Annotated in this window: 22 protein-coding genes; 4 read left to right on the top strand and 18 right to left on the bottom strand. The window is 56.5% G+C overall.

All coding sequences use genetic code 11. The annotated features are described in order from the left end of the window. Nucleotides 1-82: 82 nt before the first annotated feature. The 5 genes from thiL to nrdR form a co-directional block, all read right to left on the bottom strand. Nucleotides 83-1,054, bottom strand: coding sequence for a thiamine-phosphate kinase (gene thiL / locus ABFI50_RS13985; RefSeq protein ID WP_347484310.1), 972 nt, complete (start codon nt 1,052-1,054; stop codon nt 83-85). Between the two features lie 77 nt (nt 1,055-1,131). Next, the gene (gene nusB / locus ABFI50_RS13980; protein WP_014882759.1) at nt 1,132-1,551 is read right to left on the bottom strand and encodes a transcription antitermination factor NusB; all 420 of its coding nucleotides are present in this window, start codon (nt 1,549-1,551) and stop codon (nt 1,132-1,134) included. Nucleotides 1,552-1,572: 21 nt separating this feature from the next. Then, a complete protein-coding gene (ribE, locus tag ABFI50_RS13975; protein WP_014882758.1) occupies nt 1,573-2,043 on the bottom strand; it encodes a 6,7-dimethyl-8-ribityllumazine synthase in 471 nt (156 codons plus the stop codon). An 87-nt stretch (nt 2,044-2,130) separates the two neighbouring features. Then, complete coding sequence (ribD, locus tag ABFI50_RS13970) at nt 2,131-3,234, bottom strand: bifunctional diaminohydroxyphosphoribosylaminopyrimidine deaminase/5-amino-6-(5-phosphoribosylamino)uracil reductase RibD (RefSeq protein ID WP_032637351.1); 1,104 nt, start codon at nt 3,232-3,234, stop codon at nt 2,131-2,133. Nucleotides 3,235-3,238: 4 nt separating this feature from the next. After that, on the bottom strand, nt 3,239-3,688 hold the full coding sequence (nrdR, locus tag ABFI50_RS13965; RefSeq protein WP_008503337.1) for a transcriptional regulator NrdR: 450 nt from the start codon (nt 3,686-3,688) through the stop codon (nt 3,239-3,241). 152 nt (nt 3,689-3,840) lie between these two features. Here nrdR and ABFI50_RS13960 point away from each other — a divergent pair, with 152 nt between their 5' ends. Beyond that, nucleotides 3,841-4,380 carry a DUF3251 domain-containing protein gene (locus ABFI50_RS13960; protein ID WP_045269310.1) on the top strand — a complete coding sequence of 180 codons (540 nt, stop codon included), beginning with the start codon at nt 3,841-3,843 and terminating at the stop codon, nt 4,378-4,380. Nucleotides 4,381-4,650: 270 nt separating this feature from the next. Next, nucleotides 4,651-5,535 (top strand): nucleoside-specific channel-forming protein Tsx, encoded by an 885-nt coding sequence (locus ABFI50_RS13955; protein WP_014882755.1) that lies wholly within the window; start codon nt 4,651-4,653, stop codon nt 5,533-5,535. Between the two features lie 144 nt (nt 5,536-5,679). Here ABFI50_RS13955 and ABFI50_RS13950 read toward each other — a convergent pair whose 3' ends face one another. From ABFI50_RS13950 to queA, 7 genes are all read right to left on the bottom strand, one after another. Continuing rightward, nucleotides 5,680-6,360, bottom strand: a complete 681-nt coding sequence (locus ABFI50_RS13950; protein ID WP_347484306.1) for a YafY family protein — start codon at nt 6,358-6,360, stop codon at nt 5,680-5,682. 14 nt (nt 6,361-6,374) lie between these two features. Further along, a complete protein-coding gene (locus tag ABFI50_RS13945; protein ID WP_047027716.1) occupies nt 6,375-6,740 on the bottom strand; it encodes a VOC family protein in 366 nt (121 codons plus the stop codon). 142 nt (nt 6,741-6,882) lie between these two features. Then, nucleotides 6,883-7,854: a protein translocase subunit SecF gene (gene secF / locus ABFI50_RS13940; protein WP_014882752.1), complete on the bottom strand. Its 972-nt coding sequence runs from the start codon at nt 7,852-7,854 to the stop codon at nt 6,883-6,885. Nucleotides 7,855-7,864: 10 nt separating this feature from the next. Continuing rightward, on the bottom strand, nt 7,865-9,712 hold the full coding sequence (gene secD, locus ABFI50_RS13935) for a protein translocase subunit SecD (protein ID WP_347484303.1): 1,848 nt from the start codon (nt 9,710-9,712) through the stop codon (nt 7,865-7,867). 27 nt (nt 9,713-9,739) lie between these two features. Then, complete coding sequence (gene yajC / locus ABFI50_RS13930; protein WP_000007630.1) at nt 9,740-10,072, bottom strand: preprotein translocase subunit YajC; 333 nt, start codon at nt 10,070-10,072, stop codon at nt 9,740-9,742. A gap of 22 nt (nt 10,073-10,094) precedes the next feature. Next, the gene (gene tgt, locus ABFI50_RS13925; RefSeq protein ID WP_003859110.1) at nt 10,095-11,222 is read right to left on the bottom strand and encodes a tRNA guanosine(34) transglycosylase Tgt; all 1,128 of its coding nucleotides are present in this window, start codon (nt 11,220-11,222) and stop codon (nt 10,095-10,097) included. Between the two features lie 53 nt (nt 11,223-11,275). After that, nucleotides 11,276-12,346, bottom strand: a complete 1,071-nt coding sequence (gene queA / locus ABFI50_RS13920; protein ID WP_014882750.1) for a tRNA preQ1(34) S-adenosylmethionine ribosyltransferase-isomerase QueA — start codon at nt 12,344-12,346, stop codon at nt 11,276-11,278. A 92-nt stretch (nt 12,347-12,438) separates the two neighbouring features. Between queA and acpH the strand changes: the two genes are divergently transcribed. Then, nucleotides 12,439-13,020: an ACP phosphodiesterase gene (gene acpH, locus ABFI50_RS13915; RefSeq protein WP_014882749.1), complete on the top strand. Its 582-nt coding sequence runs from the start codon at nt 12,439-12,441 to the stop codon at nt 13,018-13,020. A 126-nt stretch (nt 13,021-13,146) separates the two neighbouring features. Beyond that, nucleotides 13,147-13,749: a peroxiredoxin gene (locus ABFI50_RS13910; protein WP_008503347.1), complete on the top strand. Its 603-nt coding sequence runs from the start codon at nt 13,147-13,149 to the stop codon at nt 13,747-13,749. A 43-nt stretch (nt 13,750-13,792) separates the two neighbouring features. On the opposite strand, the gene ABFI50_RS13905 is transcribed toward ABFI50_RS13910, so the two are convergent. The 6 genes from ABFI50_RS13905 to phoR form a co-directional block, all read right to left on the bottom strand. Beyond that, nucleotides 13,793-15,178, bottom strand: a complete 1,386-nt coding sequence (locus ABFI50_RS13905) for a DUF3999 family protein (protein ID WP_047343976.1) — start codon at nt 15,176-15,178, stop codon at nt 13,793-13,795. Further along, the gene (locus ABFI50_RS13900) at nt 15,175-17,796 is read right to left on the bottom strand and encodes a DUF2339 domain-containing protein (protein ID WP_347484297.1); all 2,622 of its coding nucleotides are present in this window, start codon (nt 17,794-17,796) and stop codon (nt 15,175-15,177) included. Before ABFI50_RS13900 ends, ABFI50_RS13905 begins: the two co-directional genes overlap by 4 nt. Before the next feature lie 89 nt (nt 17,797-17,885). After that, nucleotides 17,886-19,703: a maltodextrin glucosidase gene (gene malZ / locus ABFI50_RS13895; protein WP_347484295.1), complete on the bottom strand. Its 1,818-nt coding sequence runs from the start codon at nt 19,701-19,703 to the stop codon at nt 17,886-17,888. Between the two features lie 162 nt (nt 19,704-19,865). After that, nucleotides 19,866-21,239, bottom strand: a complete 1,374-nt coding sequence (proY, locus tag ABFI50_RS13890; RefSeq protein ID WP_014882745.1) for a proline-specific permease ProY — start codon at nt 21,237-21,239, stop codon at nt 19,866-19,868. Between the two features lie 80 nt (nt 21,240-21,319). Further along, nucleotides 21,320-22,639: a branched-chain amino acid transporter carrier protein BrnQ gene (gene brnQ, locus ABFI50_RS13885; protein WP_014882744.1), complete on the bottom strand. Its 1,320-nt coding sequence runs from the start codon at nt 22,637-22,639 to the stop codon at nt 21,320-21,322. 409 nt (nt 22,640-23,048) lie between these two features. Further along, on the bottom strand, nt 23,049-24,344 hold the full coding sequence (phoR, locus tag ABFI50_RS13880; protein ID WP_045134710.1) for a phosphate regulon sensor histidine kinase PhoR: 1,296 nt from the start codon (nt 24,342-24,344) through the stop codon (nt 23,049-23,051). Nucleotides 24,345-24,351: the final 7 nt, after the last annotated feature.

The raw sequence follows: 24,351 nt of genomic DNA, 5'->3' as shown, positions 1-24,351 counted from the left end.
GCTGCTTAAAAATGGGAGAGGGAACGAAATCCGTAGGCCGGGTAAGGCGGAGCCGCCACCCGGCAATACAGATCGCACAAAATTAACCGAAGTGATCGTACCCTTTCCAGTCGAGCGTGACCGGGGCACCGTCCTGCACAAACTTCAGCCCTTCGCTCTCCGGCATGATCTGCCCGATGCAGGTAAATTTCGCGCCGAGATGCGCTAACGCCACGTCCAGCGTGCCACGGTTCAGCTCAGGTACCGTGAAGCACAGTTCGTAATCCTCACCACCGGAAAGCGCCCAACGCAGGGCCTGCTCAGGCTTCACGTGGCGAAGCAGTTGCTCTGATAGCGGGAACAGATCCAGGTCGATGCGCGCGCCCACGCCGCTGGCCTTCAGAATATGGCCAAGATCGGAGATCAGCCCGTCGGAGAGATCGATAGCCGAGCTTGCCCGTTCCCGTAGCGCCTGCCCATGCAGAATACGCGGGGTGGGTCGCAGATGGCGTTTCACCAGATACGCCGCGTCGTCAGCATCCTTCACGGTCAAGCGATCCTGAAGAATAGCAAGCCCCGCAGCGCTGTCTCCCGGTGTACCGGTCACGTAGATCCAGTCACCTGGTTTTGCGCCCGAGCGTTTGAGCGCCCGACCGAGGGGCACATAGCCATGGATCGCCAGCGTCATCGACAGCGGCCCGGCAGTAGTGTCACCGCCAATCAGCTGCATATCGTAGTAGTTCAGCTGTTCAAACAGCGCATCGCTAAAGGCTTCAAGCCAGGTTTCATTGACCTCGGGCAGCGTCAGGGCCAGCGTTAGCCATGCCGGATCGGCACCCATCGCGGCCAGATCGCTGACGTTGACCGCCAGCGCTTTATACGCCAGATCGGCAGGATCGATATCGGGTAAAAAATGACGTCCGCACACTAAGGTGTCGGTGCTGATTGCCAGCGTCTGTTTTTCGGGAATATTGAGAAGTGCACAGTCATCGCCAATGCCGGTTTCAACATCAAGACGAGAGGTTCTGACACGGTCGAAATAACGGGCAATCAGGGAGAATTCGCCGCATGCCATACGTTATGCCTCAGCAAATAAAAGAAAAAACCGGAGCCGCACTGCCCGTCAGGCAATGCAGGACTCCGGTTTGCGGATCACTTTTTGTGGGGACGGATCGCAGGTGCAGCTTTATCAAGAACGCCGTTAACAAATTTGTGGCTGTCTTCAGCGCCGAAGGTTTTTGCCAGTTCGATCGCTTCGTTGATGGCCACTTTGTACGGCACATCATCACGTTTAGACAGCTCAAACAGCGCGATACGCAACACTGCTTTTTCCACCTGACCCAGCTCTTCGAGCAGACGGGACAGGTATGGCTTCATCAGACCATCGAGATACGCGCTATTAGTCGCCACTCCCGACAGCAGTTCACGGAAGTACAGAACATCGACGTCTTTCACGTCCTGTTCTGACAGGAACTGGTACTCAACATCGGCGATGTCGTTGTGGGACAACTGCCAGGAGTAAAGTGCCTGAACGGCACATTCACGGGCGCGGCGACGAGCAGCAGGTTTCACGGAATTCCCCTTACAAAAAAATCAGGCCTTGATGGCTTTCAATACATTGATCATTTCAAGCGCGGTCAGTGCAGCTTCTGCACCTTTGTTACCGGCTTTGGTGCCAGCACGTTCGATGGCTTGTTCAATACTTTCGGTGGTCAGCACGCCGAACGCGACAGGAATTTCAGCATCCTGCGCAACGTGTGCCAGACCATTGCTTGCACCGCCCGCAACGTATTCGAAGTGCGCAGTGCCGCCACGAATAACAGTACCCAGCGCGATCACCGCGTCGTATTTACCGGTTTTCGCCAGCGCGCCCGCTGCCAGTGGCAGCTCGTAAGCGCCTGGAACCCAAACAACGGTAATGTTCTCATCTTTCACCTGACCGATACGTTTCAGGGCGTCAATCGCACCTTCCAGCAGGCTGTCGTTGATGAAGTTGTTGAAACGCGCAATGGTGATGGCGACGCGAGCGTCCGGGGTAGCTACAGCAGCTTCAATAATGTTCATACTCTTCCTTTACGGGTTCATTTGGCCCCGCAGGGGGGCGGATTTTATCATAATACTTTGCGCACTGCTTCCCTATTTCAGGAGCAATTACGCTGTCGTTAAATGGAGGCAGACATCCGGGCCTACAGGACGAATCTCGCTGAATGTGAGTTGCGGTGCGTCGGCCAGTTTTTCAAGGCCAGGCAGCACAAACAGGCCGCGCGCGTCGTGGCCTAACAGTTTAGGCGCAACGTATACAATCAGTTCATCCACCAGCCCGGCCTGCAACAGCGCACCCGCGAGCGTGGGTCCCGCTTCTACCCAGATGCTGTTCACCTGCTGCTTGCCGAGCAGCATCATCAGCACCACTAAGTCGAGGCGACCGTTGTGCTCAGGTACCATAATGCTACGCACGCCCTCTGGCCATTCGCGCGTATCTTCTTTGGTACGGGCAATCCAGGTTTCACCCGGCTGCTGCACGATGCGATGTTCCGGCGTTATGCGGTTCTGGCTATCAATGACAATACGCAGCGGCTGACGCAGGTTCTCCTGCGGGTAAAGCGCCTGAGTATCGGCATTCAGTTCGTCCCAGCGCACGGTCATAGCCGGATCGTCAGCCAGAACGGTTTCACTGCTGGTGAGGATAGCATGGCTTTGCGCGCGAAGACGTTGCACATCGCGCCTTGCCTGGGGCGAGGTGATCCACTGGCTTTCACCGTTTGCCATCGCCGTACGACCGTCCAGCGAAGCGCCCAGCTTAAGCTGGATATACGGGAACCCGGTGCGCATGCGCTTCAGAAAGCCTTTGTTGATCGCTTCGGCGTCCTGCATCATCAGCCCATGACTGACGTCAATGCCTTCCTGCTGCAGGCGATACAGACCGCGTCCGGCAACCTGCGGATTCGGATCCTGCATCGATGCCACCACGCGGGAAACCCCCGCAGCAATCAGCGCGTCGCAGCACGGTGGGGTACGCCCGTGGTGGCTGCAGGGCTCCAGCGTCACGTAGGCGGTGGCACCGCGTGCCTTCTCGCCTGCCATCCGCAACGCATGGACCTCGGCGTGCGGCTCGCCGGCACGATAGTGGAACCCCTCCCCCACGATCTCGCCATCTTTAACGATCACGCACCCGACGTTCGGATTGGGATGGGTAGTAAAACGCCCGCGCTGCGCCAGCTTCATGGCTCGCGCCATGTAAATCTCATCCTGCATGAGCTTAATCCTGTAAGCGGGCGATCTCTTCGCCAAACTCTTTGATATCTTCGAAACTGCGGTAGACAGAGGCGAAGCGGATATAGGCGACCTTATCGAGCTTTTTCAGCTGCTCCATCACCAGGTTGCCGATCATCTTGCTTGGCACCTCGCGCTCGCCCAGACCACGAAGATAAGATTTTATGTGGTTTAACGCCATTTCGACGTCATCCGCGCTGACGGGACGTTTTTCCAGGGCCTTCAGCATCCCGCTACGCAGCTTCTCTTCGTTAAACGGCTCGCGCACATCGTTACTTTTTACCACGCGCGGCATTACCAGCTCAGCAACCTCAAAGGTCGTAAAACGCTCGTTGCACACCAGACACTGCCGACGACGGCGTACGGATGACCCTTCGCCTACAAGACGCGAGTCGATGACTTTGGTATCCACAGCGGAGCAGAATGGGCAATGCATACGGTATCCCTGTTATCCGGTTAACTGAGTTTCATTTTACCCTGATCTGGCCTGACAACAAAGGAAGAGCTTTTTGAGACAAAGGATCTATGTCTGACGGCACGTTGCTGGCTACCATTAGGGAGATCCGTTATTTCAAGGAAATAAACGCTATGACAAGACGTTACCTGAGAATTTTACTGGTGGGGAGCCTCTTCACCCTCAGTGCCTGTGCACAGCAAACCGAAGTCCGTCAGATGAAACAGAGTGTGAATACACTTAATACGGCGATGGACAAACTGAACAAAGAAACGGTGAAGATCACCCAGCAAAACGCGCTGAACGCCAAATCCAGCAGCGGGGTATACCTGCTGCCTGGCGCGAACACACCTGCGCGGCTGAATAGCCAGATTGGCACGCTGAAAATGTCGCTGGTCAATGTGGCAGCGAATGCAGATGGTACGCGCGCAACATTGCGCATTCAGGGAGAATCCAACGATCCGCTGCCCGCTTTTAGCGGCACCGTTGAGTGGGGACAGATCCAGGGCACGACGGACAATTACCAGGAAGTGAACGTGAAGAACCAGCTCTTCACCGCCCCGGCCAGCGTTTTAGCGCCCAGTGATGTGGATATTCCGCTGCAGTTAAGCGGCCTTACGCCAGAACAGTTAGGCTTTATCCGCATTCACGACATCCAACCCGCCGCGCAGTAAACCCTTCCTTCTGAGCGGAGTGAAATGTCACTCCGCTAACATTTACATTTCGTATGGATTGGCAACATAAATGATTGCCGCTACAATCCCGGCCGTTTAAAGTACGCAAACGTGAACGCAATCGATTACGCGTGTGAGAGATATGTGAAACAACACATATTTTTGTGAGCAAGGATTCCTATAATAGGCTCCGCAGAAACACGAAATATTTAGAAACGCAATTCGCGCATTTTTCACTCCCGGAAGGGAATTTCAATCAGTGGCATGATTATGAAAAAAACATTACTCGCAGCTGGCGCCGTGCTGGCACTGTCCTCCTCTTTCACTGTTAACGCAGCGGAAAACGACAAACCACAATATCTCTCCGACTGGTGGCACCAGAGCGTTAACGTGGTTGGTAGCTATCACACCCGTTTCGGACCACAGATCCGCAACGATACCTACCTGGAATACGAAGCATTCGCCAAGAAAGACTGGTTTGATTTCTACGGCTACATGGATGCTCCGGTCTTCTTCGGCGGTAACACCGATGCAAAAGGTATCTGGAACCACGGTTCTCCGCTGTTTATGGAAATCGAACCACGCTTCTCTATCGACAAGCTGACCGGTACCGATCTGAGCTTTGGTCCGTTCAAAGAGTGGTACTTCGCAAACAACTACATCTACGATATGGGCCGCAACAAGTCCGGTCGTCAGAGCACCTGGTACATGGGTCTGGGTACGGACATCGATACTGGCCTGCCAATGAGCCTGTCCCTGAACGTATATGCTAAGTACCAGTGGCAGAACTACGGTGCGGCAAACGAAAACGAGTGGGACGGCTACCGTTTCAAAGTGAAATACTTTGTGCCAATCACTCAGCTGTGGGGCGGCAACCTGAGCTATATCGGCTTCACCAACTTTGACTGGGGCTCAGACCTGGGCGATAACGACTTCCGCGATCTGAACGGTAAGAAAGCACGTACCAATGATTCTATCGCGTCCAGCCACATCCTGGCGCTGAACTACGATCACTGGCACTATTCCGTGGTTGCGCGTTACTGGCACAACGGTGGTCAGTGGAACGACGATGCCAGCCTGAACTTCGGCAACGGCGATTTCAGCGTTCGTTCTACCGGTTGGGGTGGTTACCTGGTCGTGGGTTACAACTTCTAACCCGTGCGGGACTGTGCGGGCTGATGCCCTCCCCCTGCCCCTCTCCCACAGGGAGAGGGAACAAATACTAAAAACGGCAACATACGTTGCCGTTTTGCTTTTACCTCGCCGCCGGGCAAAAAAGCCAGCTCAAGAGCTGGCTTTTTATTGCTTAACCTTGCGCAAAAAATCCGCCAGAGACCTGTCCGCACTTTCGCTAAACCGTCTCTCCGTCTGCACGATATTGAGACATCTGTCGAGCCGGAAACAGCGATAGTCATCGCGCCGTTCACACCACGCCGCCAGCAGCCAACGCTCTCCCCAGAAGAACAAGCCCAGCGGCTGAACCTCACGCTTTGAAAGCTGCCCGGCTTCATCACGGTAATGCAACGCCAGCACGTGCTGGGCGGAAATTGCCTGATGAATCATGTCAAAATCGCTGCGGGAGTGGCTTTGCATGCAGAAATCCGGGGCATAAATCCGCGTCTGCTCCGCCTTTCGACGACTCTCCTCAGGCAGGATCGCCAGCACTTTCTCCTGGGCCGACTCCAGCTCGCGCGACAGCGATTCTCTTCCCCAGGTCTTGAGCAGGCGAATTGCGACGATCAGCGCCTCAGACTCCTTATTTGTCAGCATCAGAGGCGGCAGATCAAAACCCGACATCAGCCGGTATCCGCTTCCCGCTTCGCCTTCCACCGGCACGCCGGAGAGCGACAGATCGCGGATATCGCGGTAGACCGTGCGCTCGGAGACGCCAAGCCTGTCCGCCAGATGCGCTGCCGTCGTCAGACGCCTGCCCCGCAGGATCTGCACAATCTGAAACAAACGGTCAGCGCGTCGGGTCATATCGTATTACGCTCTCAGGCAGGTTGATGGAGGCCGACGCGGTTACCTTCGCTGTCGATAAACAAAGCAATGGTGCCAATCCCATCCGGCAGTTCCAGCGGGCCAAACACGCACTCGCCGCCCGCGGAGGCAATGCGATCGAGCGTAGCTGCCAGGTTATCCGTATGCAGATAGATAATAGCGCCCTGCTGCGACGGCGAAACACCCTCAAATTTTGCCAGCGCGCCGCCGGTGGCCGGATCGTCATGCGGGAATACCGCGAGCTCTGCCATGTCCATTTTCTCACGTCTCAGCTGTACCTGCATGACTGGCTCATAAAATTTGATGGCGCGATCCATATCTACCACGGGAATTTCAAACCAGTTAATCACACTTTTCATACATCCTCCTGACTGTTGTTGGGGTTCGAAAAGAGTCTACGACAGGGCTCCTGACAGCATACTGTCAGGAGTGTTTGTCAGGAGCAGATAAAAAAAATCCCGGTCAACCGACCGGGATTTCGATAACACGCTATTCGACGCCTTACGGCAGAATGGACGGCTGATCCGCCCCTTCTTTCTCAACCTTCTGCTGGAGCAGGTGCTCGCGCTTCATGCCGAGTTTCAGTGCCAGTGCGGATGCGACGTAGATAGACGACGCCGTACCAATGGAGACACCAATCAGCATGGTCAGCGAGAAGCCTTCCAGTACCGGGCCACCGAACAGGAACAGCATCAGGATCACCATCAAAGTGGTACCGGAGGTGATCAGGGTACGGTGCAGCGTCTGGGTCAACGACACGTTAAAGATTTCGTACGGCGTACCGCGACGGATCTTACGGAAGTTTTCACGGATACGGTCAGATACCACGATACTGTCGTTCAGTGAGTAACCGATAACGGACATCAGGGATGCCACGATGGTCAGGTCAACCTCAATGTGGAACAGCGACAGAACCCCCATGGTGATCACCACGTCGTGCGCCAGGGCGATAACCACCCCGGCCGCCAGTCGCCACTCGAAGCGGAAACCGACGTACACCAGGATGGAGATCAGCGCCACCAGCAGCGCCATTGCACCGGTCTGCGCCAGGTCCGCACCCACGCTCGGGCCGACAAACTCAATACGCTTGACCGCCGCGTTCTGGCTGGTTGTTTCGTTAATCACGTTAACAACCTTGCTGCCCAGCTCCTGGCTGCCGTTAGCATCGTGTACCGGCGGCATACGCACCATGATGTCACGGCTGCTGCCGAAGTTCTGGAGCAGCGGCTCTTCAAAGCCCGCTTTCTGCAGAGACAGACGCATCTGGTCCATATCGACCGGTTTTTCCAGGGAGATCTCGATAACCGTACCACCGGTGAAATCCAGACCCCAGTTAAAGCCTTTCACGCCCATAACGACGATGGACAGAATCAGCAGTAAACCTGAAATGCCGAAGGCCCAGTAGTCCCAGCGCATAAAGTCCCAGACTTTACGGCCATGGTTCAATTGTTCAACAGTATATTCCTGTGCCACAACGCACTCCTCAGATAGACAGCTTTTTGACGCGCTTGCCGCCGTACAGCAGGTTCACGATGGCACGGGTGCCGACAATAGCGGTAAACATTGACGTTGCGACACCGATACCGGTAGTAATCGCAAAGCCTTTGATCGCGCCAGTACCCACTGCATACAGGATAAGAACCTTAATCAGTGTTGTTACGTTCGCATCGAAAATAGAGCTGAACGCGCCTTTATAACCTTCGTCAATCGCCTGCTGAACAGAGCGACCGTTGCTCAACTCTTCTTTGATACGTTCGTTAATCAGTACGTTGGCGTCGACCGCCACCGCAAGGGTCAGAACGATACCCGCAATCCCCGGCATGGTCAGCGTCGCCCCTGGCAGCAGGGACATAATGCCGATGATCAGCACCAGGTTGGCGACCAGCGCACTGGTCGCAATCAGACCAAACTTCTTATAGAAGAAGATCATGAAGAGGATAGAGACCACCAGACCGGCCAGACACGCTTCCAGACCCTGTTGGATGTTCTGCATGCCCAGCGTTGGACCAATGGTACGTTCTTCAACAATCTGAATTGGCGCAATCAGCGCACCGGCACGCAGCAGCAGAGAGAGCTGACGCGCTTCGTTCGGGTTGCTAATACCGGTAATACGGAAGCTGTTACCCAGACGAGACTGGATATTGGCGATGTTAATCACCTCTTCCTCTTTCACCAGCACTGCACGACCGTTCGCATCTTTCTTACCGCTGTCTTTGTACTCCACGAACAGGGTGGCCATCGGTTTACCGATGTTGTCCTTGGTGAAGTTAGACATGATGTTACCACCCGCGCTATCCAGCGAGATGTTAACCTGCGGCTGGTTGTATTCGTCCTGGCTGGAAGTGGAGTCGGTAATATGGTCACCGGTCAGAATGACGCGTTTGTACAGCACAACGGGCTGACCTTCGCGGGTCTGTTTCACTTCGGAGTCACCCGGAATACGGCCTGCTGCGGCAGCGGACTGATCGACGTTAGCGTTAACCAGACGGAATTCCAGCGTTGCGGTCGCACCCAGAATCTCTTTCGCACGCGCAGTGTCCTGAATACCCGGCAGTTCAACCACGATACGGTCAGCACCCTGACGCTGTACCAGCGGCTCAGCCACGCCCAGTTGGTTTACACGGTTACGCAGAATGTTGATGTTCTGCTGAACGGCATATTCACGCGCTTCTTTCAGACGCGCATCGGTCATCACCGCGCGCAGCTGGTTGCTGCCCTGAGAGGTGATCACCAGGTCACGGTGACGTTGGGTCAGGTAATCTACAGCCTTATCGCGCGCCGTACTGTCGCGGAACGTGATGCTCATGCCGTAGTTATCTTCTTTACGCACGGTAGTGTACGGGATGCCTTTGTCGCGCAGATCGCTGCGCAGGCTGTCGATATTCTGTTCCTGCAGCTTGCCGAGCGCGGTATCCATATCCACTTCCATCAGGAAGTGAACACCACCACGCAGGTCAAGACCCAGTTTCATCGGCTCTGCGTTCAGCGCAGCCAGCCAACGCGGGGTTGCAGGAGCAAGGTTAAGCGCCACGACATATTTGTCACCCAGCACGCCCATCAGCGCTTCGCGAGCGCGGAGCTGCGTGTCGGTGGTGTCGAAGCGAGCAAGAATTGCACCCTCTTCCAGAGCCACAGACTTAGCGGTAATTTTTTCTTCTTGTAACGTTTTCTGGACCTGGATCAGCGTTTGCTCACTGGCGGCGACACCGCGCGCGCCAGTGATTTGAACGGCCGGATCCTCACCATACAGGTTGGGAAGCGCGTACAGCAGGCCGACGAGAATCACGACGACCAGCATGATGTACTTCCACAAAGGATAACGGTTTAACACGGCAGTTCCCTTTGGGAAAAGTTGGGATTACAGCGCCTTCATGGTGCCTTTCGGCAGAACGGCAGCTACGAAGTCACGTTTGATAACCACTTCAGTGGTGTCGTTCAGGGCGATTGCAATGTAGCCACTTTCAGCCACTTTGGTTACGCGACCGACCAGACCACCGTTGGTCAGCACTTCATCGCCTTTCGCGATGGAGTCCATCAGCTTTTTGTGCTCTTTGGTACGCTTCTGCTGTGGGCGGAGGATCATGAAGTAGAAGATCAGACCGAACACAACCAGCATCAGGATCAGAGACATCGGGCTGCCCTGCGCCGGAGCACCTGTTGCCGCTACCGCATCAGAAATAAAAAAGCTCATTCAAATTCCCTCATTATTAAAATTAATCAACGTTCAACGGTGGAACATCCCGCCCCTGACGTTGGTAGAAATCGGTCACGAAGCTCTCTAATTTACCCTCTTCGATAGCCTTACGTAAACCAGCCATTAAGCGCTGATAATAACGAAGATTATGAATGGTATTGAGACGCGCGCCCAAAATCTCGTTGCAACGATCGAGATGATGCAGATACGCGCGGGAATAATTGCGACAGGTATAGCAATCGCACTCGGAATCGAGCGGGCTGGTGTCACTCTTATGCTTCGCGTTACGGATTTTCACCACGCCGTCAGTCACGAACAGATGACCGTTACGTGCGTTACGGGTTGGCATGACGCAGTCGAACATATCGATGCCGCGACGTACGCCTTCCACCAGATCTTCTGGTTTACCCACACCCATCAGGTATCGTGGTTTATCCGCCGGGATTTGCGGGCAGACATGCTCCAGAATGCGGTGCATATCTTCCTTCGGCTCACCCACAGCCAAACCGCCGACAGCGTAGCCATCAAAACCTATCTCTACCAGACCTTTAACGGAGATATCGCGTAAATCTTCGTAAACGCTGCCCTGGATAATGCCGAACAGCGCATTTTTGTTCTGCAGGGAGTCAAAACGGTCGCGGCTACGCTTCGCCCAACGCAGAGACATCTCCATAGAGCGTTTCGCGTAGTCCCAGTCAGCCGGGTATGGCGTACATTCGTCGAAGATCATCACGATGTCAGAACCGAGATCGTACTGAATCTCCATCGACTTTTCTGGATCGAGGAAAATCGGATCGCCGTTGATCGGGTTACGGAAGTGAACGCCCTGCTCGGTGATCTTGCGGATATCCCCCAGGCTGAAGACCTGGAAACCGCCGGAATCGGTCAGGATTGGGCCTTTCCACTGCATGAAGTCGTGCAGGTCACCGTGCAGCTTCATGATCTCCTGACCCGGGCGCAGCCACAGGTGGAAGGTGTTACCGAGGATAATCTGTGCGCCAGTGGCTTCAACTTCTTCCGGCGTCATCCCTTTTACGGTGCCGTACGTACCCACAGGCATAAATGCGGGGGTTTCCACCACGCCGCGATCAAACACCAGACGACCGCGACGCGCGCGGCCATCGGTGGTATCGAGTTCAAATTTCATTTTTTCTCCGACGTCAGAAAAACAGTCCAACGTTGTCATACGGTGCCGCGGACTTATTCCCCGACACGCTCATTCAAAGCCTGCGGATTGTACGTGATAAACATCGCGTCCCCGTAGCTAAAAAAGCGATATTTTTGTTCTACCGCAGACTTGTAAGCATTCATCGTATGCTGATAACCCGCAAACGCGGAAACCAGCATAATCAGCGTCGATTCAGGCAGATGGAAGTTGGTCACCAGCGCATCAATGACTTTGTACTGGTAGCCCGGGTAGATAAAGATCTGCGTATCGCCAAAGAACGGCTCGATGAGACCCGTTTTCGCGGCCTGTGCAGCGCTCTCCAGCGAACGGACTGAAGTCGTGCCTACCGCAACCACGCGGTTTCCGCGCGCTTTCGCCGCCAGCACCGCGTCCACCACCTCCTGAGGCACTTCGGCATACTCAGAGTGCATGATGTGGTCTTCAATGCTGTCTACGCGTACCGGCTGGAACGTACCCGCGCCGACGTGCAGCGTCACGAACGCCATCTCAACGCCCTTCGCGCGCAGTTTTTCCAGCAGCGGTTCATCAAAGTGCAGGCCCGCCGTCGGCGCCGCGACCGCGCCAGGTTTCTGGCTGTAGACGGTCTGGTACAGCTCGCGATCGGCCTCTTCGTCCGGGCGTTCAATATACGGTGGCAGCGGCATATGGCCGATGGCGTTAAGGATATCGAGGACCGTGCGCTCGTCCTGGAATTCCACCTCAAACAGCGCGTCGTGACGCGCAGTCATGGTCGCTTTAATGCTCTCGTCATCGCCCAGCAGCAGTTCTGCGCCCGGCTTCGGCGCTTTAGAGGCGCGAATATGTGCCAGAATACGTTTATCATCGAGCATACGTTCGACCAGCACTTCAATCTTGCCGCCGCTGGCCTTACGGCCAAACAGACGCGCCGGGATCACGCGGGTGTTATTAAAGACCAGCAGATCGCCAGGGTTGAGCTTGTCGAGCAAATCGGTGAAAGTACCGTGCGTCAGCTCGCCCGTTGGCCCATCCAGCGACAGTAAGCGACAGCTGCTGCGCTCAGGCATGGGATAGTGAGCAATCAGGGATTCAGGTAGTTCAAAGGAGAAATCGGCGACGCGCATGACGTATACTCGTGACTTAAAAACAGGCGGCATAGTCTAGTGCTCACACCCTTTTGCTGCAACAATTAGCCGCCCCCGGACAAATAAAACGCATGAATTTTCTCGCTCACCTGCATCTCGCTCACCTCGCTGACAGCTCCCTTTCCGGCAATTTGCTGGCCGATTTCGTGCGCGGCAACCCTGCAGAAGACTATTCCCCTGAGGTTGTCGACGGCATCTTTATGCACCGCCGCATTGATGTCATCACCGATAACCTGCCCGAGGTCACGGAAGCCAAAGCGTGGTTCCGCCCTGAGACTCGCCGCGTTGCGCCGATCACGCTGGATGTGATGTGGGACCATTTCCTGTCTCGCCACTGGGAACAGCTCTCCCCGTCGCTACCGTTGCCAGAGTTTGTGCGCTACGCCCATGCACAGGTGTCGGTCATTTTGCCCGACTCACCGCCGCGCTTTGTCAATCTGAACAACTATTTGTGGTCAGAACGCTGGCTGGAGCGCTATGGTGAGATGGCTTTTATCCAGAACGTCCTGAATGGCATGGCCAGCCGCCGGCCGCGTCTGGATGCGCTGCGTGACTCCTGGTATGACCTGGATGCACACTATGACGCGCTGGAGACGCAATTCTGGCAGTTCTATCCGCGCATGATGGCGCAAGCGAAAAACAAACAGCTGTGACAGATTTACATTGATAGGTAAAAGCTGGCGGAACGATTGTCACCACCTCTTTGTCTTATCCATGAACACTCTCTATACTGGCTCGCGTTGCGTTCCAAATAACCTTAGTATCTACAGGAGAATCATATGGTTCTGGTAACTCGTCCGGCTCCGGATTTTACAGCTGCAGCAGTTCTGGGCAACGGTGAAATCGTTGAAAACTTCAACTTCAAACAGCACACCAACGGTAAAGCGACCGTTCTGTTCTTCTGGCCAATGGACTTCACCTTCGTTTGCCCGTCTGAGCTGATCGCCTTCGACAAACGTTATGAAGAATTCCAGAAGCGTGGCGTGGAAGTGGTTGGCGTCTCCTTCGACTCTGAATTTGTACACAACGCATGGCGTAACACCCCTGTCGACAAAGGCGGCATCGGTGCGGTGAAATACGCAATGGTTGCGGACATCAAACGCGAAATCCAGCAGGCTTACGGTATCGAACATCCGGACGCTGGCGTTGCACTGCGCGGTTCTTTCCTGATCGACGCAAACGGCATCGTTCGTCACCAGGTTGTTAACGATCTGCCGCTGGGTCGTAACATCGACGAAATGCTGCGCATGGTTGACGCGCTGCAGTTCCACGAAGAGCACGGCGAAGTGTGCCCGGCTCAGTGGGAAAAAGGTAAAGAAGGTATGGCTGCTTCCCCAGACGGCGTAGCAAAATACCTGTCTGAGAACGTATCCAGCCTGTAATCGGCACGGTTTACGAAGAAGGCCCGCACATGCGGGCCTTTTTTTATGCTTTACGCTGCGTCTCTCGCCAGATACGCCAGGCCATGAGCGCCAGCAGGATCACGCCCACAATCAGCACGCTCCACACCAGCAGCGCGTTCATCCGGCTCTCCTGCTCGCCCGCAGAAGTGGCGGTTAAACGCGCCTCACCGCCCAACGCGACATCATCCACAATATCGGCCTGCGGCAGATTCGCCATATCATAGGTTTTGCGCAGGTCGGCGGGGATCAGCATGTCTGGCTCCAGGTTTGCTGGTTTTGCCGCCCCGTTTCCCCAGGCGAGCACGTACGGTGCTTTCCCCTGCGCGTTAAACACCAGATCAACGCGGTCGCGATGCCCTATGACGTTCGGAAGGTATTCAGGCAGACGCGCATTCAGCGTCGTGATTTTTACCGCCTGGACCCGCTCTCCGTTAAGCGAAACCGGCGCAGACGTTTTGCCCTCCAGGCGGTAAAGAACCTCTTTTTTCAGGGGGTGCCATGTGTCTTTTTCCGTACTTCGCCACGCGATCTCCACGGGCAGAACGCCGTCGCCATTCAGCAAGAAGCTGACCGCGCTCAATGGCTGCGGGTGCGCCCAGTGCCACTGCGCTTCGCTTGTCGATAGCTGTTCCCCTTCCCCCTCCAGGTCGATCGCTTCCGGAGCCATCTGCGCAGGGGCGCTAATCGCGTTTACGCCGGTCAAGGTCATGCCCTGGCTCTGCGTATTCAGCACCACCATGAGATAGCGATTCGCATCAGGAGATAAAACCGTATCGGTATCGATCCGATCGAGCTTAATGCGATCCTGGCCACTGACGACGTCCAGCAAGGGCATATCCTCGCGTAGGGTATACCAGCGCTTCAAATCCTCGCTGTAATAGACCGACGCCGTTCCCTGCCACGACGTCTGAGGGGGATTCCAGAGCAGCTGCAGCTGGGATATAGCCATCTCACCCGTCGCCTGCTCTGGCAAGGTCAGCAGATAATGTTGCCCGGCCACGGCAGCTTTCTGCCCTTCGAGCACAATCTCAACGCCATTTCCGGAACGGAGCAGGATCTTATTGCTATCACCGGCATCTGGCGCCGCGGCAAGCGGTGAGGCGTCCAGAGGAAAAAGACGCAGCACCGTGGATTGCGCCACCACCTGCGGGCGCGTCGCGGTGACCAGGCTGAAGGGAACCGGCTCACCCGACTGATTAAAGACGCGGACATCGTCCAGATTCGGGGAGGTGCTCTGTTCATAGACGGCGAGCGGCAGCAATACCCGATACCACTGGGAAGGAACCGACGTTTCCAGTGAACGACCAAAGGCATAATCCCGCGGCGATTCCGTTTGTATCTCGTCGCAGAACGCCATGCCCGATAGCGCCAGCAGCGTGGTACAGACTACCGCTTTCATCCATTTCATTTTTCATCTCCAGTTTTAGGCGGTAGTGGCGAGAAATACCCCACGATCAGGACCAGTATCGCCACGCCGATAAACGCCACGGCACGGGACAGGCCGCCTCCGCCTGCGCTGTCCACCAGCATCAGTTTAACCATCACGACCCCCAGCAAGGCGGCCCCGCAGAGCCACTCCTGGCGGGAGGCCCGGCGGGTAGCATGGACCATGGCCACCAGCGCGATCAGCATCCAGAACAGGGCAAACGTGGTCTGAATAAGCCGCGAATCCCACAGCGACGCCATATTCCAGGCCACATCCCCATACCAGGCCAGAGCGCGCATCAGCGCCCCGTTAAGCCACCAGAAGCCAAACGCCATGATAGCAACGGCAGGCCACGGGCGAGCCTGAGCAAGCAACGCGGGATAGTAGCGATCCACTGCCCGATAAAAGACCACCAGCCCCAGCAGCGCGAATGCCGCGCCTTCCTCAAGCGGGTTCACCAGCGGCAGCCAGATTTGCCGGTAAACGACGCCGTCCTGGAAATTGGTCACGACCAGCAGCACCAGCAGCGCCACGACGACAGGGATCGGCGCCAGGCAGGTATAGAGCGCAGGCCACTCCCCGAACGGCCACGCGCGGCGACGCACCGCCGCGGAAAGCGCCATTATCACGCCGCCCCCAGCCGCCATCGCCAGTCCACTGCCCCACGCCGCCATGCCCCACGGTAGCGCGCGAGCAAACCAGTAAAGCTCAGCCGCCAGCGCCAGTAAAATCATCCAGCAAAGCGTCAGGTGCAGCCCCATCGCGATGCGCGGCAGCAGTCTTTCACCGTCACGTCGCAGCAGCATCAATGCGGCAGGAAGTGCAATGCACCAGGCCAGATTTGACCAGCCAGCGGCAACGATCTGCTGATGCAAAAGCTGGTAAACCACCATCACCAGCATCAGTGGCCACAGCAGCCATTTGCTGGCATCCAGCTCCCGCCACGCCAGACGAGCGGCAGCCTGGCGCCAGCCCCAGACCGAGACGGCCGAGAGCGCCAGCACGCCTGCCAGAACAGGTAATTCTTGTTTCAGCACCCGTTGCGAGGCACCCAATAGCGCCACGATCCAGAACAACAGGCCGCCTGCCAACAACGCCCAACTGACCGGCAGAACACTTTTGCGCCATAGCCACGCCGCAGCCAGCCAGCAAAGGCTGAGGATGGCGAAGATAAGGAGAAGGCTCAGCGACGTCACGCCGTCCATTTGCGCCCACAGCGCGCTGCCGAGTGCCAGCACCAGCAGCGCCGTCCCGCTATAGCTCATACGACGCTGGTTCTGCTGCATGCCCAGCCAGAGGATACCCAGCCCCTCCAGCGCCCAGGCCATCGCCGTCCAGCGCGCCGAGAGTGCCAGCGGAATGGCGAGCGTAGCGAACCCGCCGCCGATGGCCAGCGCCGCCATGACCAGTGGTCGTCCGATGGACGGATAGCGCCGCAGCGCGAGGAACGCAAGGGAAAGATAAAATGCCCCATATCCGAGCGCGCTCAGCGCCGGGCCATATTCCCAGTGCCGGGTCATGCCGTACTGCATCCCGAAGCCAATCAGCGGCGGAGCAAACAGCAGTACGCCGTCAATAATCTGTTTCCCTTTTTCCTGCGCCCGCAGCGACAGCGCCACGCACAGCACGCCGAATATCAGCGTATTGGCAATCAGGAACAGCTGGCACACCCAATAGTGTTCAGGCTGATAGTCGCTCAGCCCCCAGAGGCCACCCACGCCAAACGTAAAAAGCAGACCGAGCAGATTGAGCTCGCGCCAGTGCTGCCAGATGCTGATGGCGAGAATACCGATGGAAAGCAGGAGATAGAAAGAGAACAGCGCCACAAAGTTGCCGCCTCCGGTAGACAGGAGCAGCGGTGCCAGATACCCGCCGAGGCTCGCCAGCATGGCCAGGCTCAAGGCCTTCTGCAGCACGGCCAGCCCGACGCTCGCGGCGCAAATCGCTACCAGCAGCGCAAAAGCCAGCGTCATCGGCAACATTTGCCAGAGCCGGAAGGCACCAAAGACCGTCAGGTAAAGAATGCCCGTCGCCCCACCCTGTAGGATAAGCGCATAAACCGGCTGCTTATGCCGCAGTCGCCAGCCAATCGCCAGCAGAACGATGGCAAACAGCGCCGTCGCCACCAGGCGCAGCTCAAGCGGGAACAGGGAATGTTCGACGGTGTAGCGCAACAGGAAAGAGAGACCGAGGAAAAGCAGCAGGATCCCCAGCTTCGCCAGCGGATTTCCCTGCATAAACCAGCGCACCAGCGACGTCAGTATGCCGCCAAAGGCGGATGGCTGTTTTGCCGCAGGGGCAGGAGCGGAAACGGGAGCGGGTTCAGCCTTGGGCACGCGGGCGTCCGGACGCCAGGGGTCGACAGGTGCGGGAGTGTGCTCCACCACTGGCGCGGTCACAACCACCGGCGCGGCGGTCTGCGCCGTCTCCGGCGCTATCTCAGCGGCACCACGCTGCTCAAGCGCTTCAATGCGCTGGCGAAGCCTGGCGATCTCCTGCCGCGCCGCCGTGCTCCGATTAAAGCCAATAACGGCAAGCACGGGCGCAACCACCAGCGCAAAAACCAGTAACAAACAGCCAAGGATGTAGAGCTCGTCCATGTTTCCACCTTCACCGTAAACTATTCGTTAAGATTGACACAAATCGTTGCATTTGCGCCATCTTAAAGGTGGAAACATTTACCGTCGCGTTAGCTACCGACCCAGATCGTCGCGGATATCGCCGGCAGCGCCAGCACGCCGTCCTGAATCGTCGCCTTGCCCTCTTTATTCTTCCACGTAGCCACCTTCAACAGCGGGGAATCATCCAGCACCACTTCACAAGCCTCGCCCCGGTTGATAGCCACCAGCACTCGCTGCTGGTTATAGACGCGGACAAAGACCACCACGTTATCGTGGGCGTACACCACCTGGCAGCCGCCGTAGCGCAGGGCTAGACTCTGTTTACGCAGCTTCGCCAGCCGCTGATAGAGGCTGAACAGTACCTTGTCCTGTTTTTCTGGCGCCCATGGGAAGGTTTTGCGACAGAACGGATCGTTGTTGCCGTCCAGTCCCACTTCATCTCCGTAGTAGATACACGGTACGCCCGGCCAGGTGAAAAGCCAGGTGACCGCCAGCGGCAGACGCGCCACATCCTTGCCGAGCAGGGATTTAAAGCGTGCGGTATCGTGACTATCAAGCTGGTTAAACATCCTCAGCTGCTGCTGATGAGACAGCCCGGCGCGGTAGTTATCCATCCACGCTGTGCAGGTTTCGGCGTCAATGTGGTTCGGATCGTAGGAGATATCGGTATTCGCCAGGAAACCCCATAGCGGGAAGGTAAAACCGCGATAGTTCATCGCCGCATCTTCGGCATCGTTTTGCAGCCACTGGCGCGCGTCGCCAAAGTGTTCGCCAAACACGAACGCTTCAGGCCGGGCCGCTTTTGCCGAGCGCGTGATCCCGCCGACGTGATGCAGGTTATTTCGCGCCCCACCCGCTTCACCCAGCATATGTACGACGTCCAGACGCCAGCCGTCCATATTCCACGGGGCGTTCAGCCAGTGGCGGACGATGCTGTCTTCGCCGCCGTAAATCTCATTAACCAGCGTTGATGACTGGAAATCCAGCTTCGGCAGACTGGGGTAGCCCAGCCAGTCCAGGGCACGCCCCTCCTCATTAAAGCTGTACCAGTCACGCTGCGGCGAGTCCGGGTTATGACATGCTCCGCCCATCGACTGGTTATGACGGTCAAACCAGGCGTGCGAATCTCCGCTGTGGTTAAACACGCCGTCCAGAATCAGGCGCATGCCTTCCTTAAGGGTGTTCTCTCGCAGGCGCAGCAGTGCCTCGTCCCCGCCAAACTGCGCGTCAACGTGGCGATAATCCTGTGTATCGTATTTATGTACGCTCGGGGCTTTAAACACCGGGTTGAGGTACAGCGCCGTCACGCCCAGTTTTTTCAGGTACGGCAGCTTTTCGCTGATGCCGTCGAGATCGCCGCCGTAAAACGTCGAGCCGCCCGCCTGCGCCGTCACCGGCTCATCCCATTTTTTCAGGATAATGTCGTGGCCCGCCGCGTGGTGGTGATAGACCTTATCCTGGTCGGCAGTGCGTTTTTCGCTACGCGCAAAGCGGTCCGGGAAAATCTGGTAAAAGACCTGATCGTTTACCCACTGCGGTCCACTATCCGGATAATCAACGGCAAACTGTTCCAGCCGTGCGGGCGGGAACCGGCTAAACCCCTGCGGGGTAAACCACAGCTGACGATGGCTCCACAGCAGCTTGAAGCTATAACGGCGGCGCGGCTGCCCGCTACGCAAATCGATATTCGCCCGCCAGGCGGTGATCCCCGGCTGCGGCTGGCTGCGCAGCTTGTGCATTTTCAGCCCGGTCTCTTCATTATCAATTTCGGCGCGGAGCGTCACGCGTTCAGGCTGATTTTCCCCCGCCAGCCAGAGCGTAATCACAAGGTTGTCTTTGTTTTGCTTAACAAATGGGGCAACCGGAAGGTGCCAGGCATTTAACATCACGAATCCCCTTTGATGAAATTGACGTCACCTTGCCACAGGGTGGTTAAGGATAGCTCACCATGACGTGATTTATTGGGGGAGGAGGACGGGGGAGGAGGGATCAGTGCTGCCTGATGCCCTCACCCTAACCCTCTCCCACAGGGAGAGGGAATAAAAAAATTACTGCGCTTCTGCCAGTTGGCGATCGCGGCGGCATTTAAACACCCAGCCAACCAGCAGCAGGACGATCCACGCACAGCCCACGTAGAGGGAAATTCGGGTATCCGGATGGTAGCCAATCAGGCCAATGATAAACACCAGGAAGATCAGCCCGACGACGGTTGTAGCAACGCCACCCGGGACTTTAAACTTCAGCGCTTTCGCCTCTTCCGGCGACAGGCGACGGCGGAACGCAATCTGCGACAGCAGGATCATGATCCACACCCACACGGTCGCGAAGGTCGCCAGCGACGCAATCACCAGGAAGACGTTCTCCGGCATGATGTAGTTCAGGTAAACCGAGAACAGCAGCGCAACGGTCATGACCACCACCGTCACCCACGGCGTGCCGCGGCGGGAGGTTTTAGCGAACACCTTCGGCGCACTGCCCTGCTCCGCCATGCCGTGTAGCATACGGCCCACGCCAAAGACGTCACTGTTGATCGCGGAAAGCGACGCGGTCAGCACCACGAAGTTCAGAATGCTGGCAGCAAACGCAATGCCCATATGCTGGAAGGTCAGCACAAACGGGCTACCGTTGGTACCGACCTGGTTCCACGGGTAGATGGACATAATCACGAACAGCGTGCCCACATAGAACACCAGAATACGCATCGGCACGGAGTTGATGGCACGTGGAATGGATTTCTCAGGGTCTTTCGCTTCCCCGGCGGTGATACCAATAATTTCAATACCGCCGTAGGCGAACATCACCATCTGCAGCGACATCACCATCCCGAGCCAGCCGTTGCTGAAGAAGCCCCCGTTGCTCCAGAGGTTATGGATCCCGGTCGGCTGACCGCCGTTGCCAATCCCCCAGAGGATGATGCCAAAACCGGCCACAATCATGATGATAATGGTGGCGACCTTGAAGAAGGAGAACCAGAACTCAAGTTCGCCGAACACCTTCACGCTCATCAGGTTGACGGCGCAGATGAGCAGCACCACGCTCAGCACCCAGATCCAGTGCGGCACCGTCGGGAACCAGACGCCCATATAGATACCAAACGCCGTCACATCGGCAATGGCCACAATCAAAATTTCAAAGCAGTAGGTCCAGCCAGTGATAAACCCGGCCAGCGGTCCGAGGTTTTCCTGCGCATAGCGCGAAAACGAACTGGCAGAAGGATTGTGAACCGACATCTCTCCGAGGGCGCGCATGATGATATACGCCGCCACGCCGCCGATGATGTAGGCCAGCAGAACGCTTGGACCGGCCATTTTGATGGCATCTGCCGAGCCATAAAAAAGACCGGTACCAATCGCAGAGCCCAGCGCCATAAAGCGGATGTGGCGTGTGCTGAGACCACGTTTAAGTTTGTTAGTGCTTTCCATTAAAATCTTGCCATTCAACACGAAAAAACAAAAAACCACGGGGCCTTAAGCCCCGTGGTTAAACAGTTTGTTGCCGTTGATTAATGGGCGTTAGATGCAACCTGGCGCCCTGCAGCACGGTCCCAGATAATCGCCAGAACCAGTGCAACAACGGTAGGCATCAGCCAGGCCAGGCCCTGCTCGGACAGCGGCAGACGCTGTGTCCAGGCGGGCAGAATCGCGGCGAACGCTGATGCTTTAATCCCGTCAAGGATACCAAAAATCAGGCTGATAAACATGGCTGGCGCAATAATTCGTGAGGAGTTATTCCACCACGGACGGGTGAAGCTCAGCACCACCAGCACGATGCACGGCGGATAGATGGCCGTCAGCACCGGAATAGAGACCTGAATCAGGTGGCTCAGACCGAGGTTGGACACCGCCATGGAGAAGATACCGAGGATAAACACCAGGGTGCGGTAAGAGAGCGGCAGATACTGCGCAAAGAACTCAGCACAGGCGCAGGTCAGGCCCACAGCGGTCACCAGACACGCCAGGAAAATCAGCGCCGCCAGCAGCATACTGCCCGCACCACCGAAGGTGTGCTGGACGTAAGCGTGCAGAATAGCCGCACCGTTCGCGTTCTGATCAACCAGCATGGCGCTATCAGAGCCCAGGCGGAACAGCGCCAGATACAGCAGCGTCAGACCCACACCAGCCATCAGGCCAGCCCAGATGGTATAGCGGGTCAGCAGACGCGCTTCGGTCACACCGCGGGAACGCGCGGCGTTAACGATAACAATACCAAACACCATTGCGCCCAGCGTATCCATCGTCAGGTAGCCGTTCACAAAACCGTTAGAGAACGCGGCGTTTTTATAGGCGTCCATTGCGTCGCTGATCGGGCCTGCTGGCCAGATGATAGCGGCCACGGCGAGAACGATCAGGGCGATAATTTTCAGCGGCGCCAGGAAGTTACCCACGGTATCCAGCAGTTTGCCCGGATAGAGGGAGACCAGAATGACAATCGCGAAGTAGACCAGGCTGTAGATAAACAGCGGCATCGGGCCGTCGCCGGTCAGCGGAGCAATCCCCACTTCAAAGGAAACGGTCGCCGTGCGCGGGGTGGCAAACAGCGGGCCCACGGCCAGATAGCAGACGGTGGCCAGCAGAACACCTGCGACTTTGCCAATCGGCGTGCTGAGGCTGTCCACGCCGCCACCGACTTTCGCCAGCGCGACGACGGTCAGTACCGGTAGACCCACGGCAGTAATCAGGAAACCAAACGCAGCGGTCCAGACGTGTTCACCCGCCTGTAAGCCAACCATTGGAGGGAAAATAATGTTGCCTGCGCCAACGAACAGCGCAAATGTCATAAAGCCCAGCGCGATGATGTCACGCGATTTTAAGTGATGGGTCATAAAACCTTACTGCCTGTGGATGTGGTGTTGAAAATATTGAGATTTTCGTTTTCCCTGACGGGACGATACAGCCGAAAAATTGCTCAATTTCAGCGGGAAATGCTCCCGTCCTGGCGTGGAGAAGAATAGTTTTTCGATTTACCACGCAAATACAGTCGGTCTGACAGTATCTGGGGGGCAATTTAAACGCTTATAACGTTTAAAGGCAAGGTGGGATCTCAAAACCAGAACAATATGCCAGCATGAAAATACACGCCAGCACAATACGCTATTTACAGGAAAAACTCATGGCTAATCATGCGAACAAAAAACACCCAGCCGTATATTATTCATCCGCGTTTCGCTTGACTGCAAAGCAAACGGGCCAGCAGACGCTGACCCGTGGAAAGGGAAAATGACACACCTGCCCTCAGGCGGTCTTTTTGGCAATTAATCGTTCCGGAATAACGAAACTGAAGCGGGTTCCTTTCCCCAGCGTACTCTGAATATCAAGTCGGCTTTCGTGGTGATTTACCGCGTGCTTCACAATCGCCAGCCCCAGGCCGCTCCCCCCTGTTTGCCGCGACCGCGCTTTATCCACGCGGTAGAAGCGTTCGGTCAGACGCGGGATATGCTCCGGTGCGATCCCCGGCCCGTTATCTTCCACGCTAAACTCGGCGCCCGTAGGGGTACGGTTCCAGCGCACCATAATATCCGTTCCTTCCGGCGTATGGTTCACTGCGTTGTACACCAGGTTAGATATGGCGCTACGAAGCTCATCCTCACTGCCCAGCACCTTTAGCGTGCTGTCGACCTCGAAGGTCAGGTGATGCTTTTTGTGGCTTAACGTCTGCGCTTCACGCTCCACGACCCGCAGCATCATCGGCACATCTATCGTGTCATTCAGCGCAAGGGTAGGCGCCGCCTCAATCTTCGAGAGCGTCAGCAGTTGCTTCACCAGCCCTTCCATGCGATGCGTTTGCTCGCGCATGGTATGCAGCGCTTTTTCACGCGGCGCACCTTCCAGCGTTTGCTCCTGCATCATCTCCAGATAGCCCTGAAGCACGGTCAACGGAGTACGCAGTTCGTGGCTGACGTTCGCAAAGAAATTACGGCGCGCGCCCTCAAGCTGGTGCATTTGGGTAACATCGCGCGCCACCATCAGCCACTGCTTATCGCTGTAAGGCATCACGCGGATTTCCAGATGGCGACCATTGTTGAGCTTCAGATTGTGCGGGCGGGTAAAATCACGCTTTTTCAGATACAGCGTGAATTCGGGATAGCGTAAAAGGTTAAGGATGTTCTGACCGTTATCGTCCGGCCAGCGAAGGCCCAGCAGCTGTTGCGCCAGGCCGTTACACCAGAAGATGGTGCCTTCTTCAGTGGTCAGGATGACCGCATCCGGCAACGACTCCGCCCCGCTGCGAAAACGCTTAATCAGGCTTCCCAGCTCGCGACGGCGCTTTTTATTACGCATCTGCATCTGGTGCAGGCCGTACAGCAGGGGCTCCCAGCTGCCGCTGCCCGGCGGTGGGGTCATACTGCGGTCAACCCACAGCCACCAGGAGAGGCGCAGCAGGTTCCAGAAATGCCAGATCAGCAGCCCGGTGACCGACGCCAGCAGAAACCACGGCAGATGTCCGAGAAAGGCCCCAAGAATGAAGGCAGGAATACAGCATAAGATCAGTTCAAAGACGAGCCTTTTCCATGACAGACGTTCCAGCACGCGTCAC

It is taken from the genome of Enterobacter sp. HNDS-6 (assembly GCF_039850505.1).
GTDB classification, from domain to species: Bacteria; Pseudomonadota; Gammaproteobacteria; order Enterobacterales; family Enterobacteriaceae; genus Enterobacter; species Enterobacter kobei.
The sequence above is the reverse complement of the archived record's forward strand: the minus strand, read 5'-3'. Positions and strand labels throughout refer to the sequence as shown.